This is a genomic window from Exilibacterium tricleocarpae (genome assembly GCF_007004655.1).
Lineage (GTDB): Bacteria > Pseudomonadota > Gammaproteobacteria > Pseudomonadales > Cellvibrionaceae > Exilibacterium > Exilibacterium tricleocarpae.
The window spans coordinates 121,522-137,292 of the sequence record NZ_ML660105.1; the positions used below are offsets into that span (position 1 = coordinate 121,522).

The 15,771-nt window shown below is 48.6% G+C and carries 16 protein-coding genes; 11 read left to right on the forward strand and 5 right to left on the reverse strand.

Annotated elements, in window-relative coordinates:
• Positions 1 to 114 precede the first annotated feature (114 nt).
• From FKG94_RS23205 to FKG94_RS23215, 3 genes are all read left to right on the forward strand, one after another.
• Positions 115 to 1,332 (forward strand): FAD-dependent monooxygenase, encoded by a 1,218-nt coding sequence (locus FKG94_RS23205; RefSeq protein WP_142929340.1) that lies wholly within the window; start codon positions 115 to 117, stop codon positions 1,330 to 1,332.
• A 51-nt stretch (positions 1,333 to 1,383) separates the two neighbouring features.
• Positions 1,384 to 1,878, forward strand: coding sequence for a YfbM family protein (locus FKG94_RS23210; RefSeq protein WP_142929341.1), 495 nt, complete (start codon positions 1,384 to 1,386; stop codon positions 1,876 to 1,878).
• Between the two features lie 208 nt (positions 1,879 to 2,086).
• Complete coding sequence (locus FKG94_RS23215; RefSeq protein ID WP_142929342.1) at positions 2,087 to 2,806, forward strand: SDR family NAD(P)-dependent oxidoreductase; 720 nt, start codon at positions 2,087 to 2,089, stop codon at positions 2,804 to 2,806.
• Positions 2,807 to 3,058: 252 nt separating this feature from the next.
• Here the strand turns inward: FKG94_RS23215 and FKG94_RS23220 are convergent, their stop codons facing one another.
• Both FKG94_RS23220 and FKG94_RS23225 read right to left on the reverse strand, forming a co-directional pair.
• A complete protein-coding gene (locus FKG94_RS23220) occupies positions 3,059 to 3,436 on the reverse strand; it encodes a Cif family virulence factor (protein ID WP_142929343.1) in 378 nt (125 codons plus the stop codon).
• A 106-nt stretch (positions 3,437 to 3,542) separates the two neighbouring features.
• Positions 3,543 to 3,848 (reverse strand): putative quinol monooxygenase, encoded by a 306-nt coding sequence (locus FKG94_RS23225; protein WP_142929344.1) that lies wholly within the window; start codon positions 3,846 to 3,848, stop codon positions 3,543 to 3,545.
• 133 nt (positions 3,849 to 3,981) lie between these two features.
• Here FKG94_RS23225 and FKG94_RS23230 point away from each other — a divergent pair, with 133 nt between their 5' ends.
• Positions 3,982 to 5,010, forward strand: a complete 1,029-nt coding sequence (locus FKG94_RS23230) for a GlxA family transcriptional regulator (RefSeq protein WP_142929345.1) — start codon at positions 3,982 to 3,984, stop codon at positions 5,008 to 5,010.
• A 189-nt stretch (positions 5,011 to 5,199) separates the two neighbouring features.
• Here the strand turns inward: FKG94_RS23230 and FKG94_RS23235 are convergent, their stop codons facing one another.
• Together FKG94_RS23235 and FKG94_RS28795 are read right to left on the reverse strand one after the other, a co-directional pair.
• Positions 5,200 to 5,769 (reverse strand): alpha/beta hydrolase, encoded by a 570-nt coding sequence (locus FKG94_RS23235; protein ID WP_179957774.1) that lies wholly within the window; start codon positions 5,767 to 5,769, stop codon positions 5,200 to 5,202.
• Positions 5,747 to 6,148: a hypothetical protein gene (locus tag FKG94_RS28795; protein ID WP_179957775.1), complete on the reverse strand. Its 402-nt coding sequence runs from the start codon at positions 6,146 to 6,148 to the stop codon at positions 5,747 to 5,749. Before FKG94_RS28795 ends, FKG94_RS23235 begins: the two co-directional genes overlap by 23 nt.
• A gap of 147 nt (positions 6,149 to 6,295) precedes the next feature.
• Between FKG94_RS28795 and acnA the strand changes: the two genes are divergently transcribed.
• Positions 6,296 to 8,983, forward strand: a complete 2,688-nt coding sequence (acnA, locus tag FKG94_RS23240) for an aconitate hydratase AcnA (protein WP_142929347.1) — start codon at positions 6,296 to 6,298, stop codon at positions 8,981 to 8,983.
• A gap of 125 nt (positions 8,984 to 9,108) precedes the next feature.
• Here the strand turns inward: acnA and FKG94_RS23245 are convergent, their stop codons facing one another.
• Complete coding sequence (locus FKG94_RS23245; RefSeq protein ID WP_246125344.1) at positions 9,109 to 10,101, reverse strand: integron integrase; 993 nt, start codon at positions 10,099 to 10,101, stop codon at positions 9,109 to 9,111.
• A 648-nt stretch (positions 10,102 to 10,749) separates the two neighbouring features.
• Between FKG94_RS23245 and FKG94_RS23250 the strand changes: the two genes are divergently transcribed.
• The 6 genes from FKG94_RS23250 to FKG94_RS23275 form a co-directional block, all read left to right on the forward strand.
• Positions 10,750 to 11,067, forward strand: coding sequence for a hypothetical protein (locus FKG94_RS23250; protein WP_142929348.1), 318 nt, complete (start codon positions 10,750 to 10,752; stop codon positions 11,065 to 11,067).
• Positions 11,068 to 11,164: 97 nt separating this feature from the next.
• The gene (locus FKG94_RS23255) at positions 11,165 to 11,872 is read left to right on the forward strand and encodes a hypothetical protein (RefSeq protein WP_142929349.1); all 708 of its coding nucleotides are present in this window, start codon (positions 11,165 to 11,167) and stop codon (positions 11,870 to 11,872) included.
• A gap of 177 nt (positions 11,873 to 12,049) precedes the next feature.
• Positions 12,050 to 12,673 carry a thiamine biosynthesis protein ThiC gene (locus FKG94_RS23260; RefSeq protein ID WP_142929350.1) on the forward strand — a complete coding sequence of 208 codons (624 nt, stop codon included), beginning with the start codon at positions 12,050 to 12,052 and terminating at the stop codon, positions 12,671 to 12,673.
• Between the two features lie 46 nt (positions 12,674 to 12,719).
• The gene (locus FKG94_RS23265) at positions 12,720 to 13,352 is read left to right on the forward strand and encodes a hypothetical protein (RefSeq protein WP_142929351.1); all 633 of its coding nucleotides are present in this window, start codon (positions 12,720 to 12,722) and stop codon (positions 13,350 to 13,352) included.
• Between the two features lie 498 nt (positions 13,353 to 13,850).
• The gene (locus tag FKG94_RS23270) at positions 13,851 to 14,435 is read left to right on the forward strand and encodes a hypothetical protein (RefSeq protein WP_142929352.1); all 585 of its coding nucleotides are present in this window, start codon (positions 13,851 to 13,853) and stop codon (positions 14,433 to 14,435) included.
• Positions 14,436 to 14,665: 230 nt separating this feature from the next.
• Positions 14,666 to 15,771 (forward strand): IS30 family transposase (locus tag FKG94_RS23275; RefSeq protein ID WP_142929353.1); only part of this gene is annotated, 1,106 nt, incomplete at its 3' end.

Genomic DNA, 15,771 nt, shown 5'->3' on the forward strand with positions numbered 1-15,771 from the left:
CGCCACTGCGTTTGACAAGTCCATTGTGCTCGATAGTACTATTTCGGCAGGTGGTGCCGCAGTGGCGGATAGTCCCCGGCGCAACCCTTTTTTAACCTTGGTTCGACTTTCACTATGGCCGTAACCGAACACCAGTTTGATATCTTGATTGCCGGCGCCGGTCTGGTGGGTGCATCCCTGGCCTGCGCATTGGCGGGCCACCCGGCCACCGCTCACCTGCGTATCGGTATTGTGGAGGCGGGCGGCGCGCCGGATGTGTTCGCCGGTGATGACTTTGACCCCCGGGTAGTGGCGCTGACCTGCGCATCACAGCGATATTTACAGCGCCTCGGCGCCTGGGAGCTGGTGACCGGCGCCCGGCTGTGTCCTTACACGGATATGCATGTTTGGGATGCCGAAGGTACCGGCGCCATTCATTTCGATGCCCGCGAGGTGCAACAGGATTGCCTGGGCCATATCGTGGAAAACAGTGTGGTGCTGGCGGCGTTGTGGCAGCGTCTCGAGGCGCTGCCGGGCGTCGAGTTGCTGCACCCCGAGAAGGTTAGCGGCGTTGAGCGCCGGGCGCCGGACACGGTGGCGGTCAGCCTCGAATCCGGCCGGGCGCTTGCGGCGGCGCTGTTGGTTGCTGCCGATGGTGCCAATTCCCAAATACGACAATTTGTTGGGTTTAAAACCCGCGAGTGGAATTATGGCCATAAAGCGATAGTGACTACGGTAAAAACTGAGCGGAGTCATCAGTTCACCGCCTGGCAGCGGTTCCTGGACACTGGCCCGCTGGCGTTTTTACCGCTGCAGACCGCCGCCGGCGACGATCACTACTGCTCCATCGTCTGGTCGGCACAGCAGGCGCTGGCCGACGATCTGATGGAACTCGACAGTGACGCGTTCAATGGGCGTCTGGCGCAGGCGTTTGAATATCGACTGGGCGCGGTGACCGACAGCGCCGAGCGTTTTTGCATCCCGCTGCGCCAGCGCCATGCGGTGGACTATGTGCAACCGACGATTGCCCTGGTGGGCGACGCCGCCCATACCATTCACCCGCTGGCCGGACAGGGTGTCAATCTGGGGTTGCTGGATGCGGCGGTGCTGGGCGAGGAGGTGGTGCGGGCTGTGCAGCGGCAAGTCCCGCTGGCGGACTTCTCGGTGTTGCGGCGCTATCAGCGCCGGCGCCAGTCCCACAATCTGGGAATGATGGCGGTGATGGAAGGCTTTAAGCGCCTGTTCGGCACCCGCGCGCTGCCGATCCGCTGGCTGCGCAACCGCGGTATGTCGCGCCTGGATTCGCTGCCGGTGTTGAAAAATGCGGTCGTCAAACAGGCGATGGGGCTTTAGGCAGGATGTCGCGCCTGCTTTGTGTATCTGAGTTTGCAAAAGGAGATAACCATGGCCTGTAGAGGTGTGCACTTTGCGCTTTCGGATCAGCAGTATGAAAAACTCTGCCAACTGGAATCCGATGAGGACGTTATCGATTTTATTCAGGAAGACATAGAGGAGCAGTGGGATAAGGAATGGCTGCGGGAGACGGACAAGGCCTGGGACGCGATGCACCGGTGTTTGACCGACGGCAAGCTGGCGTTCGCCAATGGCAAGCCGCCGCTCAATCGGGTGATTTTAGGCGGCAGGCAACTGCACCGGGGTGATGACTATATCGTCTCCCTGGTGACACCGGCGCAGGTGCAGGAGATCGCCGCAGCGATTGGCGATGTGGATAGGGACTTTATGCGGGCCAGATACTTTCAAATAGACCCGAATGACTACGATGTAGACTTGGATGATGAGGATTTTGAATACACATGGCACTGGTTTGAACGATTGTCGCCGCTCTATGCGAAAGCTGCGGCCGCCGGCCGCGCAGTGGTTTTTACCGTTGATCAGTGAGATATGCATGGACGCTGTTTCATAACTGCCGGGCGCAGCGAGACCTGCAGCAGCGACAATTCTCGATATCATGCTCCCGTTCTTTCCGTAATATCGAGGCGGTGCACCACGGCGATGCCTCTCGCTCGGCGGATTCTGTGGTTATCAGTGTGGCAGACTAAGCAGACAGTTTCATTCCGATACTGTGAATGGACAGGCGATTGTTACTATGACATTCCGTAATATAGTTATTATCGGTTCCTCAGGTGCGATAGGCACGGCCTTTGCCGAACACTATGCTAAAGAGCAAAACTGTTCGATTCATCTACTTTCCCGGTCTGAGACCACGCTTAGCGCAAAAAATATTAAGTTTTACCCGGTTGACTATACCGATGAGTCTTCTTTCAGCGACGCAGCAGGCAGGGCGGCGCAATCAGGTGCTTTTGACCTCGTGGTAGTGGCTACGGGGTTGCTCCACGATGAAACCATGGGGCCGGAAAAAGGGTTGCGTGACTTAACTGCCGTTAATCTGGAAAAAATATTCTTTGTTAATACGATTGTGCCGGCGTTGGCGGGCAAATACTTCTTGCCGAAGCTGCAGCGGAAGCAGCGCGCCGTTTTTGCCGCACTGTCTGCCCGCGTCGGCAGTATCGGTGATAATCGCCTTGGTGGTTGGTACGGTTATCGCGCTTCCAAAGCTGCCCTGAACATGATGATTAAAACTGCGAGCATTGAAATGGCCCGGCGGTATAAAGACGCTATTGTCGTCGGTCTGCACCCGGGAACCGTCGACAGCCGACTGTCCAAGCCGTTTCAGCGAAATGTCCCGGCGCAACAACTCTTTAGTCCACAGCACGCTGTTACCAAACTGGCGGGTGTTATTGAGAATTTGACACCTGCAGACAGTGGCTGTGTCTTTGCGTGGGACGGTCGTAAAGTTCCCTGTTAAGTCATGTAATTACCTGAAAAACCCCCTATTTTGCACGCTGTTTATCAGTTAGTCCGCCTTAGCGTCAGAAAGCGAAGTGTGCGATAAATCCTGTACTTTCCCCCCGTTTTTGGGTATTACAGGAAACTTCTTTCCTACCAAGACGTAGTTTTTTCTTTCGTGTGTTGCTGCAACAACTATGTATGCACTAGGCATTTCAATCCTCTTGCATTAATTAGATGTCGTAAACATAGCAATAAGCCTAAGCGAAAATTAAACCACTTCAAAGTGATCTTCTCGTAACTTTGCCGTACCGTCTTCTTGTATGACCCACAATTCTTTATGAATCACACCGCCAGCTTTATTCATTTTCCAGCCTGACTTCAAAACAGCGCTAGATGAATTAATCACTTCAATTTTTGGCTCAATATAGTCTACTTCACTATACCCTTCGTTAATGAGATTCTGCCAAAATGCCTGAATCGCCTCTCTGCCAGTGAAGGCTCCAAACGGTTCAGCCCGCATACTCGCATTTTTTTCATACTGAATTGCACAGCCCGCGGCATCACCTGCATTAAAAGCAGATTTCCAAGTGGAACTAGCAGCATTTACTGCTTTTAAAACAGCGTCTCTTTGATTTTTTGATGTCATAGAATATCTCCTATATTTGAATAGCACTTAATTGTTTGGGTACTGACCCAGAGTTATACCAAGGGCAGAAAAAGTCTGCCCTTATTAATGTTGTTATTTTCAGGTACTAGGCTAGTTTAACCGCTAGTGTATCGGCCATCATGATATCTGGTGCTTGCGTCAACCACTCATCGGCTTTACCCAGTAAGGCCTTGGCAATATCACCGTTTAAATGGGCTTGGCGACCTTCATCGTCGGCAAAGGTATCAAAAATTCCGAAACGGGTGTCACCTAATTTAAAGGCATACCACGTGATAGTCTTGGCTTCTTGATTAGCTAAAGCGACGGCGCTGTTAAGTAAGGCTTCCAGATCTGCGGCATGCTCTGGCTTCGCTTCAATGATTGCCAAAATAGCCTTGTTGATCGTAGTCATAGGATTATCTCCGGTCGATGAAATGAGTGGCTACTATATTGGTCCGTTGAAAACTCCATTAGTGGCAAAAATGTCATTTAGCGTGCATAATCTGCCAATCTCTGCTTTTTCTGAGCCTAGGGTGTAGAAGAATATGAATCACCACACACTGATTGTCTTGGCTTTTGATCATGCCCTACCGTCTGGTTTGATCGGGCTTGTGGATATGTTAGCTCTAGCTAATATAAGCCAAAAGCATTCGCCAGACTGCAGTAGAAACGGTGCCATTAATCAGTGTATTGAGCCTGATTATTGGCAGCCAAGAGTGCTTACGGCGAGTATGGATGGTCACCCCATCGTTGATGGGCAGGGCAGAGATTTTAAGCCTGATTGTGCCATTCAAGATATTGATCTCTGTGAGGCTGTGTTGATTCCTGGCTTTGTACCGGATAAAAGCGGTTTGCCTCCGCAAGACATAACCACCAATACTTGTCAGAATTGGCTTAAGCGCCAATTTGCTAATGGTGCGATGTTGGGCGGTTCTTGCAGTGGCGCATTTGTATTGGGTGAGGCGGGGTTACTGAATAAGCGGCGTTGCACAACTACTTGGTGGCTATATTACGAACTGATCAGGCGTTTCCCGGAAGCTAATACTGCTTGGGGTAGCCCTTTGGTCCAAGATGGAAATATCGTTACTTCCGGTGGCCCCTTATCTTGGGTTGATATTTGTTTGCGAACTATTCGCGCATTAGCAGGAAGTGAGGTGGCCAATCGTGTAGCAGATTTTGCGGTAGTTGATACCGTCCCTAATTCCCAAAACAAGTATATTCCACAGGGACATTTAATGTCTGCAGATCCATTTTTAATGGAAGCGGAACATAAAATCCGGCAGAACCTAAATCCACCTATAAGCACCGCTCAACTAGCATCTGAATTGGCTGTATCTGAGCGAACGCTGAATCGTCGAATTAAGCAGCTAACGGGTGAAACACCAAAATCGGTGATCGATAGAGTGCGTATAGATATGGCAAAAACCTTGCTACACACCAGCAATCAGCCTATCAACTCTATCGCTATAGAGCTTGGTTATTCTGATGATTCGGTGTTTCGACGCTTGTTTCGCAAACAAGTTGGTATGAGTCCTTCTGAATTTCGTCAGTGGAAAAAGTTATGTTACGAATAAATTATAGTCAGGAAGTAGAGAAATCAGTGTTCTACTTCAGACAAAGTAAATTACTTAACAAGAATGTCAATTTGGCTTCATTGCACTGAGCTTCACAAGGCAGAATAAGTGGGTAGTGGGTCTCAATTTACCCGCTAGCTAAAAGGGTTTAAAGTAAGCGCAAATTAAATAAACTGCCGCCATTGTTCTTTAAAGAAACGATGCCTGCAAGAATTGTTGTTTGGGGTGCAGGCGACGCAATCCCTCGGCAACATTCGAAAACAAACTGTCGATATGCCCTGTGTCGTTATAGACATCGCTAAATAACTCTAAGCTTGCATAGTTTCTTGCCAACAGCACACCGTTTAACTTCGACATGCCGCTGACAATCAGGCCTAAACTCTCGTAAAAGATATTGTTTAACTCTCTGGAGCCGGCGCCCATATAGACTTGAGCGGTTAGGTCCTGGTTTGCTTTTGCCCAGTGTGCTTCGCGACGAAATATTTCGCCATCACCGTAGGCCATTGCAGGGCTTGAAATCATATATTTTTGAAATGGTTTGTCGGGAGAAAATAATGTATAAGCGGCGAAAACCCCCGCTGCAGAGTTGCCGGCCAAAGTAACATCACTGGTTGCGATGGCATACCTGTTACATAACGTGGGCAACAATTCTGTGCTGATAAACTCCAAAAAGCGCGGTGCTCCGCCGATAAAATCCTGCCACTTTTCACCGGGGTTGAGGTTAGCCTCGAGAAAATCAGCTGTCTTTCCGTTGATCAAAAAAATCGATGGGTCTGTGCTGTCTATATGCCCGATTGGCCGAGTGGCGCTCGCGGCGGCGGTATTGTCCGGCCTGAGGATTGTTGAAGATATCGATGCCGGTGTGAGCAGCGGCCTTTTTTACAGGGAACAAATCCATGCTCATTGTATGGCTGTTGATAAGCTTAACTGGCTGCGCGATTGCGTTACAGGTATCGAGTTTAATTAAGGATGATGGTACTCTACAGACCGGTATTGATTTATTGAGCGACGCCTTTACCCAGGCCGGCTGGTTTTCCCGGCGCTTGCAGCGGCGACTGGTGGTTGGGACGCTATATTGCCTGGCGACACCCAAACGCACATTGACGGGAAAGAGCACATTGATGGAAAGAATAGGCACCCCAGGAACCCTGCAACTCTTTCAGCAAGAAGCGCCAATAACATACCTTTTCTCGTCGATGACTACAGGACTGATGTCAGGATACCTTCTGGGACTTTTGAGGGCGGATTATTCCCAAGCTTAGCAACAAATCGCAGAGAGACCACTATGCCTTCCACAAATTCGTTTAATACGCTGAGTACACTGAATGTCAACGGCAGACAGTTTCGCTATTTTGCACTTAATGGCGGCGAGTTAGCCTCTCGCCCCGATATTGCCCGCTTGCCGATGACAACCAAAATTCTACTGGAAAATCTGCTGCGCCATGAAGATGGTGTCAGCTGCAGTCGCGATGATATCGAAGCCCTGGTTGCCAGTGCCGGTTGCGGCAGTGAGCAGGAGATTGCCTATCATCCGGCGCGGGTGCTGATGCAGGATTTCACCGGCGTGCCGGCGGTAGTGGATCTTGCGGCGATGCGTGATGCCCTGGTAAAACGTGGGGTTGATCCGGAGAAAATTAACCCCTTGTCCAAAGTCGATCTGGTGATCGACCACTCGCTCAGTATTGACAAATTTGCCAGTGGTAGTGCCTTTGAGGAAAACGTGGCGATTGAAATGCAGCGCAATCACGAACGCTACCAGTTTTTGAAATGGGGGCAGGGTGCTTTTGACAATTTCAGCGTCGTACCGCCAGGCACGGGTATTTGTCACCAGGTCAACCTGGAATACCTGGCCAAGGTAACCTGGAGTCAGTCCATCGATGGTGAAGCTTACGCCTACCCCGATACCCTGGTGGGTACCGACAGTCATACCACCATGATCAACGGCCTCGGTGTACTGGGTTGGGGTGTCGGGGGTATCGAGGCGGAGGCGGCGATGCTGGGGCAACCGATCTCCATGCTGATTCCGGACGTGGTGGGCTTTGAGTTGAGCGGGCAGTTGCGAGAGGGCATCACCGCCACCGATCTGGTGCTGAGAGTGGTACAGATGCTGCGCAAGCACGGTGTGGTGGGCAAGTTTGTGGAGTTTTACGGGTCCGGATTGGATCAACTGCCACTGGCAGATCGCGCCACCATTGCCAATATGGCGCCGGAGTACGGTGCTACCTGCGGTTTTTTTCCAGTGGACGCGCAAACGATCCGTTATTTGCACTTGAGCGGTCGCGAGCAGGATGAGGTCGAGCTGGTGGAAGCCTACAGTAAAGCCCAGGGTATGTGGCGCGATGAACATTACCAGGTGCCCGATTTTGCCGCTGCCCTGCATTTGGACCTGTCGACAGTGGAACCCAACCTGGCCGGGCCCAAGCGCCCGCAGGATCGGGTGCCGGTGACCGGTTTGAAAACGGCAACGGATGATTTTCTCGGGCTGGCCGGCAAGGCTGAGCTGTTGGATACCGAATATCCGTTAGCGGGCGGGGAATTGGCGGGCGAGGAACTGGCGATGCACCATGGCGATGTCGTCATTGCTGCCATTACGTCCTGCACCAATACGTCAAACCCGGCGGTGATGCTCGCTGCCGGTTTGGTGGCGGAAAAAGCCCTGGCGAAAGGTCTGCAGCGCAAGCCCTGGGTGAAATCCTCATTGGCTCCCGGCTCCAGGGTGGTGACAGACTATTTGCAACAGGCCGGCCTGCAGGAACCCCTGGATACGCTCGGGTTTAACCTGGTCGGTTACGGTTGCACGACCTGTATCGGTAACTCCGGACCACTGCCTCAGGTGGTCGAAGACAACGTTACCGCCAACGACCTGGTTGTCTGCTCGGTGTTGTCGGGTAATCGCAATTTTGAGGGACGTATACATCCATTGGTGCAAGCCAATTGGCTGGCTTCACCGCCGCTGGTGGTCGCCTATGCGCTGGCGGGTACGACACGTATCGACTTAAGCCGCGATGCACTCGGTAAGGACAGTGACGGTCAGCCGGTCTATTTGCGCGATATCTGGCCGACCAATGCGGAAATTACCGACTTGATGCAGATCATCGATAACGCCATGTTTAAAAAAGAATATAGTGAGGTCTTCAAGGGTGACGACACCTGGCGGGCGATTGATAGCGGTAGCAGTGCAACCTATGCGTTTGGCGATGATTCCACTTATATCCAACTGCCGCCCTTTTTTGAAAAACAGTATCGCGGTAAGTCCACAAATATTACAAAGGCGCCGGTGTTGGCATTGTTGGGCGATTCGGTAACCACAGACCACATCTCGCCGGCCGGCGCCATCCCGTCCGATAGTCCGGCGGCACAGTTTCTGCGTGACAAAGGCGTTGCCGATGCGGACTTCAATTCCTATGGTTCCAGGCGGGGCAATCACCAGATTATGATGCGTGGCACCTTCGGCAATATTCGCATTCGCAATGAAATGACGCCCGGGGTCGAGGGTGGGTATACCCGTTTGTGTGGTGAGACTGACCCCATGTTTATTTACGATGCCGCGATGGCCTACCAGTCACGAAATATCGATACCGTAGTGATTGCCGGTAAGGAATACGGCACCGGTTCCAGTCGCGACTGGGCGGCGAAAGGGACGTTACTGCTCGGTGTGCGGGCGGTGATTGTCGAGAGCTTTGAGCGTATTCACCGTTCCAACCTGGTCGGTATGGGGGTGCTGCCGTTGCAGTTTTTGCCGGGAGAAACCAGAAAAACACTGTCTCTTACTGGCGATGAGCAATTTGATATTACCGGGCTGGATGGCCAACTGGTACCCAAACAACAGTTGGCGGCAACAGTTCATTATCCTTCGGGTGAGCAGCGCCGGATAACACTGCAACTGCGCCTGGATACAGCGGTGGAGGTTGAATACTATCGGGCCGGGGGGGTGTTGAGTTATGTGTTGGATCGGATTGTTGCCAATGCCTGATGGGGGCGTGATAACAACCTTCCACGCTGAAAAACAGTCTGGCCATCTGCTGCACCGGCAGGTTAGAGTGTCCTTAATCCGGTTGCGTACCGTTTACACCTCTATCACGTAACCGGTCGTTCCCCTCAGGCAGAAGAGTTGTGTGTGCCGCAACTTACAATTGACTTAAAGGGCTTTGCACTCCCTGTGCTCCTCGTTTGAGGACATGAGTATATTTCAGTCGTCGTTACATCGGTATGGCCCAGTTGCTCCTGAACAGTGCGTATATCTACCCCTGATTGTAGCAGGTGTGTAGCAAAGCAGTGGCGTAACGTATGGCTGCTGATTTCTTTTGAGATACCTGCTTTATACCGAGCGCTGCGAATAAATTTACTAATTCCAGATTCGTCAATATGGTGACGGCGTATAGTATTTGTTCCTGGCTCAAAGCTGCGACGCCCGGAGGGGAACAGATATTGCCAGCCCAACTGGAACGGCGCCGATGGATACTTTGCGGCCAATGCATTGGGCATATACACACCACAGTAATCAGGTAATAGAGAGTCTTCCTTCATCAATCGCTCTACATGGGTGATCTGAAACTTTAAGGGTTCTATTAATTCTTCCGCCAGTGTAACAACCCGATGTTTTCCGCCTTTTCCATTCCATACTCGGATTTGCAGATGGTCTAAATCGATATCCTTTACTCTTAACCGCGCCAGTTCTACTCTCCTTAGCCCTGAGCCGTACATTAACGCGGTTATCAGCCAGTGAGTTCCTTTCAATTGACTAAGCAGGCGAGTGACTTCATCCGTAGTGAGCACGACAGGGAGCTTTGGTTCACGCTTGGCGCGACGGAATTGACTAACATCGCCTAATGGGCGATTGATAATATTTTTGTAAAGAAACACGAGCGAATTAAGGGCAACAGACTGTGTGCCGGGGGCAACATGCCGCTTGACTGATAGGTATGTCAGGAAAGCTTCTACTTCGCTTTCGCCAAACTCAGCGGGGTGGCGCTTACTGTTGAATACAATATATCCCTTGATCCAGTACAGATATGCCTTTATTGTTCTACGGCTATAATGCCTGGCGAGCATGTATTGGTAGATGGATCGAAGGAACGGTGATTTGAGCATGTGGAATTCCTTTTCCGAAAATCTGTTTTTATAGACAGTAAGCATTCTGCATTATATGTCAAGCTAAATGCTAAAATTAATTTCTTTGTTCTTTAATGAATGGCAAGCAGCTGGATGGTTTTAAACTTTTATAAATCAATATGTTACGGCTATTGAGAATTCACGCAATATACTAAATGGGATTCCCGATAATAATTATTATGAGGACTTGTTCCTCATAAACAGACTGTTAGGCGTCCAATGAGCATTGCAATACTTAGATTGTTTGAACCCATTATTCTTGTCGGAATAATGTGCTCTTGCATTCTTGTTATTGAACCTCGACTGTTGGGGTTGTCTTTTCCATGGAATGTTTTCGTTTCTGGCGGGCTATCTTCCAACGGTTGTTTTTAATAAGATAGCATCAGCAAAATGTCCAAATCCTAAATGTACTAAAAATACTTTATTCAAGGAGCACCCATTCCCTAGTATTAGCTCAAATGGCTACGTATGCAAAAGCTGCAAAAAGAAGTTCTATTTTAGTTGGGGAGCAATCAGTGAATAGGCAGGCACCTAACAAAGTGTTCAATTCGTTCGCTATCGCTCACTGGGACGTGCAAAAAACGCACGCCCATTAACACGACGTTATAAGACCAAGGATAGATATAAATGAAAAAATTCATTCTGATTATTTTCACATTAACGATTCTGTCACTACCTACATTTTCAGCAACAGAATTTTATGGAAATGTCAAAGGGTTTTACGTCAATAGTAGCGGTGTGGTACTTGTGACTTTAGACAATGGATCTACTACACCAGAATGTGGGAATAGTTGGCAGTTTACCTTTAGCGTCTCTGACAATGGGGCAAAAGAATGGATTAGTATGCTTCTGACTGCTCGAGCATCGGGGTCTATTATAAAGGTTGGCTATGGGCCAAACCCTTCTGGCTCTTGCTCAGTTCAGTACTTTTATTTTCAAGACTAAATTATAACAAAGGCAGCCAGCGGACAGCTATTCCGACGCTTCCCGACTCCATAGCTGCCTCTGCTACCGGCGTTAAAAAGTACAAAAGAGATCGAGTATGACCCAAGGATATTTTCTTGTTGCGGACATTCTAGGTTTTGGAGAAATAATCTCAAACTTAGAGATAGAAGAACAAGTTGAGAAAATCAATGATTGGCAGGAGCTTATTCGAGCTCTTACTCAAAAGTATCAATTGGTTCGTTTTCAGCTAATATCAGATACTCTTTTTATCGGAATATTCGATGATGTTAACGAACTGGAAAATTTAATTGATTTTTGTAAGGAGCTGCTTTCTAGGGCAATTGTAAAATCAATACCGATTCGTGGAGCAATATCTAAAGGCGAATATATCTGGGGAGAGCATTTAGTTTATGGCAAAGCTGTCATTGCTGCACATAAGCACGAGATGAATCAGAATTGGATAGGTATTTCATTCTTTCCTGAATTTGAAGGCATTGAGTCATTATGGGGTAAGCTGGTTTGCTACCAGATACCAACTAAATCAGGCCAAAATCAGATGGGTGCAGTAATTCGTTGGGATATTCCCTCTTTGGATGACTTAGGGCGATATTTAGTGGAAGGAGGTCTTACAGGTGAGCATAGTAAAATTGACCAGAAGTGGATCTCAAGACTGGAACAAACCATTATGTTCTCCTTATACCTTAAAATAATTGATAATAGTGCCCATGAAGTATCTGAGTTTCACGGATTGGGAACCCCAGTCCACATAATCGAGCAGGCACTTTTAACAAGTGGCTGCATTTGACAGCCTTTACGCAGCTTCGCTGCTCCAAGTCTGCAAATGAGCCAGGTGTTAGACGGAATTTGGTGAGTTGCACCAATTGACCATCTGCTAATTGTCTGAAGCGGACCGTGTTAAAGTTGAGGTAACCTACCGTGTTACTATCAAGCGCCAGACATAGAAGATACAAAGGATACAACGATGGAATTTACGAATTTACGAACTGTTAAAATCACATCATATTTGTTGTTGGCGCTGGCAGTTACGCAGGCGTTTTATACGGCTCTCTACATCGCCGAGGTTAACATCCCACGGCAACTATTATGGGGGTTGGAAGGTTTTCTTTTCACTATTCTCATAGCGTTTGCCGGCGCCGCGATGGTTCAGGCAAAAAACTATCAGGTGGGATGGTCTGCCATTGCGTTCAGTGCGGTACTCAACGTAGTGCAGGTTAGCATTGGTCTCACTATGTTCGGACCATTTCGTGAAGCCGCCAGTCAACTCGACGCACTTGGGCTTGTGGCAGGATCAGTTGTAGCCCTGTCTTTTATGATCTATTACGCAGCAAAGCTCTTGCTAGGTTTTGCTGCGCTCATTTTTGGAATTGCGAAGATGACTGACGGTGCCAAGGCATTGGGCGGCTTGACGGTGCTGGTTGGCGTTGTTGCCATGTTCGCTAATGCGATTTTGATCGTATTTGGGCGTGACGCCTTTCTACCTTCCGCTGTTGCTGGAGGGTCCGGAGCCTTCGCGACCTTGCTTCTGGCCTTCTGCTTGACGAGTGTTGTCCGCGAAGACGAAGAGAGGCTCAAGAAGAGCTTGTGATTCGATCGTACATATTGTGTGAAATTCCGTCTAACAAGCAAAGGCAGTGGATAAACCGCTGCTTTGGGCGTTAGAGTTACAACAAGGAAAAAGTATGGAGCAAATAGTTGCAGCGGTTATAGGAGGGCTTTTGGCGGCAGGAGCAGGAGTTCTACTGCAATCTACGCAAGAAAGGAAACGTATAAAGGGGTTAAAGCAGAGCCTTGTTCGGGCAATACAGGATGATCTAAGTCTAGCAGTTACGCTCTACGACAAAATCATAGATGAGTGGGATAAGAGCCAAATTGTATGGTTTAACACGGTCAATGAACTCTTAGAGTCTCGGTTAACCGTGATCAATAATCGAGATTATTTGGTTCTATTCGACGACGATGATTTCCGTCTTAAAGTATTCAAATACTACAATAAGAGTTTCCAGCAACTATCGACACTTCAGAACTCTCAACAGCAGAAGTACAACATAGAATCCAAGTTCAATGAGATAGTCCGCGATGTAAAAATGAAGGATGCTAGGCTTGGCCATGAGAAGGCAGTCGAAACAGCGATCTCGTTAATGCCGAATGAAAATCAGAATCTAAGGTTCATCAATGCTAGCCTTCCAGAAAATATTGGAAAGATTAAAGACCTCAAGGTTGAGGCAAAGGAAATATTGGCATGTCTTACCGATCTGAAACTCTAACAAAGCCAGCCAGAGGAACCAAAAACCGCCGCTTCGCTCTGGTTTTCGGCCCCTGCTGGCGGCGTTATGTTGCAAAACGAATTTTCGCGTGAGCGATAAAGAATTGGCTGTAAATGTGAATATGGAGGTAAATGTCGACATCTCGTTTGGGTTGGAATCCCAAGTGACTGAGCTAATTGAAACCGTTAAATCTGGCGTAAATCAACTTAAGGAGCTTGCTATGAAAATCACAAACGTTAATTCATGTGTATGGTGCGGAGTGGCGTTCTTGCGAGGCCATGGTGGGACATTCCAACCCTTACGAGAGATGCGGCATTACCAGAAGTATTTGCTGGCCAATAGGAACGTAGAGGGGTTCGAATCCCCTCCCTCGCACCATATTTATAATGCGGCAGTGCTAATGTAACATAACAAGTTGCTGTTGTCGCCACTATCGTGGCTGGGACTGCCTACGCTTCGCTTCGGCAGCCCCAAAGCCAGGCGTTAAATGTACCCAATATGAGAGATCGAGACCTTAGAATAGCGGCTTCTGAAATTGAAAAAATGAAAACGACCAAGAGCTTTGAAGACTTTCGCGAAAGTTGGGAAAACTTTCTGATGCGTCTTGAGAAAGTGTGGGAGGTAAACGAGAGGAAGTATAAAAAGGATCAGAGTTTTCAAAATTGGGTCTCTCCATACAGAAAGCTTAGGAAAAAAGACCCGCTGTTGATTTTTCTTAAGCAAGCAAGAAACGCTGAGATGCACAGCATATCATCGAGCGTCGAAAAACCATTGAAAATTCTAGTTAAAGATACTAGCGGTAGGGGTTTCGCTTTGGATAGTATATCTACAAGGCTAGAAAAAGGCGTTTTCACCATAAATATAGAAACGAGAGACGGGTTTGCGGAGGGTAAGGCAGAGTTAGTGCCTACTAGTCCGGAGGTGATCCGAATAAAGAATCGGGATAAGTGGTACAACCCACCGTGGTCTCACTTAAAGAACCGGATAGATGATCTTCACCCCATTTATATCGCTGAGCTTGGTTTAGCATTTTATGCTGCTTTCGTGGAAGAACTCGGTAGAAAGTACGGTGAAAACATTTAACAAGGCCATCAAATTCGCACGCGAAATGCGCGTGCCGGACGGCCAACAAGTTGGCCGCCGTGTATGGCGGCGTTAGATTAATTTATGAAACTATCTCCTCTTTGTAGAAATGCATACCTTAATTGGATAAGGGTTAGTTCGTGGGGTAATCCCCCCTTTTTTAACTGAGATGGATTCAACCGGTCAACGCAACATACCCTATAATCCAACAATCATAGAGGTATGAGTATATGAAACACCCTAATCCGATGACTGAGCCTAAAAAAGCTGTCATATGGGAAATGTGGCGAAGAGGGGACTCAATGGCAGTGATTTCACAGACGATTGCAAAACCGTCGGCTACCGTCTTCTCCTACCTTCGCTACCACGGAGGGATTGAACCTGCCGAGCGTCATCGCCCACTCAACGGATTATCAATCGAAGAAAGAGAAGTCATATCCAGAGGAATTGCATCAGGAAAAAGCCTAAGATCAATTGCCGCCAGTATAGACCGTAGCCCATCGACGGTTAGCAGAGAGATCAGCAGGAACGGCGGCATACACAAATATCGCGCGGTGGTAGCAGATAATGCGGCTAGAAAGCGAGCAAGGAGGCCAAAATTGCCATTACTTGCTAAGAACCTGAAGCTAAAGCAAGTCGTAACGAGTAAACTCTCAGAAGATTGGTCTCCGGAACAAATTTCAGGCTGGCTTAAAATTCAGTTTCTAAACGATGAGAGTATGCGCGTGTCGCACGAAACAATCTACAAAAGCCTCTTTATTCAAACTCGCGGCCTCTTTCGAAAGGAAATGCGTAATCACTTGCGGACGAAACGTAAATTCCGCCACTCAAAAAATCACAAAGTTTCATCCAGAGGGCAAATAGTTGATGGTGTTTCGATTAGTGAACGTCCTGCAGACGTAGAAGATCGAGCGATTCCAGGGCACTGGGAGGGTGATCTGATTGCCGGTTCAGAAAATAGCTATATTGCCACTGTTGTTGAAAGGGCATCTCGATTCACGGTTCTGGTTAAAGTGAGCGGGAAGAAGACGGATCAGGTTGTTTCTGCACTTTCACGACAGATGTCGAAATTACCCGCCTTATTAAGACAAAGCTTGACTTGGGATAGAGGGACAGAACTGGCCTCTCACGCTAGCTTTACAGTGGAAACAAATATGGACGTATACTTTTGTGACCCAAGCAGTCCGTGGCAGCGGGGCACCAACGAAAATACTAATGGGCTATTACGCCAGTATTTTCCGAAAGGAACCTACCTTTCAGATTACCCGCAATCGTACCTAAATAAAATTGCCTCTAAGTTAAACAATAGACCAAGAAAAACCTTGGGATATCGATC

Coding starts and splice junctions, on each gene's coding strand:
- FKG94_RS23205 (WP_142929340.1), top strand. CDS start 115: ATGGCCGTAACCGAACACCAGTTTGATATCTTGATTGCCGGCGCCGGT.
- FKG94_RS23210 (WP_142929341.1), top strand. CDS start 1,384: ATGGCCTGTAGAGGTGTGCACTTTGCGCTTTCGGATCAGCAGTATGAA.
- FKG94_RS23215 (WP_142929342.1), top strand. CDS start 2,087: ATGACATTCCGTAATATAGTTATTATCGGTTCCTCAGGTGCGATAGGC.
- FKG94_RS23220 (WP_142929343.1), bottom strand. CDS start 3,436: ATGACATCAAAAAATCAAAGAGACGCTGTTTTAAAAGCAGTAAATGCT.
- FKG94_RS23225 (WP_142929344.1), bottom strand. CDS start 3,848: ATGACTACGATCAACAAGGCTATTTTGGCAATCATTGAAGCGAAGCCA.
- FKG94_RS23230 (WP_142929345.1), top strand. CDS start 3,982: ATGAATCACCACACACTGATTGTCTTGGCTTTTGATCATGCCCTACCG.
- acnA (WP_142929347.1), top strand. CDS start 6,296: ATGCCTTCCACAAATTCGTTTAATACGCTGAGTACACTGAATGTCAAC.
- FKG94_RS23245 (WP_246125344.1), bottom strand. CDS start 10,101: ATGCTCAAATCACCGTTCCTTCGATCCATCTACCAATACATGCTCGCC.
- FKG94_RS23250 (WP_142929348.1), top strand. CDS start 10,750: ATGAAAAAATTCATTCTGATTATTTTCACATTAACGATTCTGTCACTA.
- FKG94_RS23255 (WP_142929349.1), top strand. CDS start 11,165: ATGACCCAAGGATATTTTCTTGTTGCGGACATTCTAGGTTTTGGAGAA.
- FKG94_RS23260 (WP_142929350.1), top strand. CDS start 12,050: ATGGAATTTACGAATTTACGAACTGTTAAAATCACATCATATTTGTTG.
- FKG94_RS23270 (WP_142929352.1), top strand. CDS start 13,851: ATGAGAGATCGAGACCTTAGAATAGCGGCTTCTGAAATTGAAAAAATG.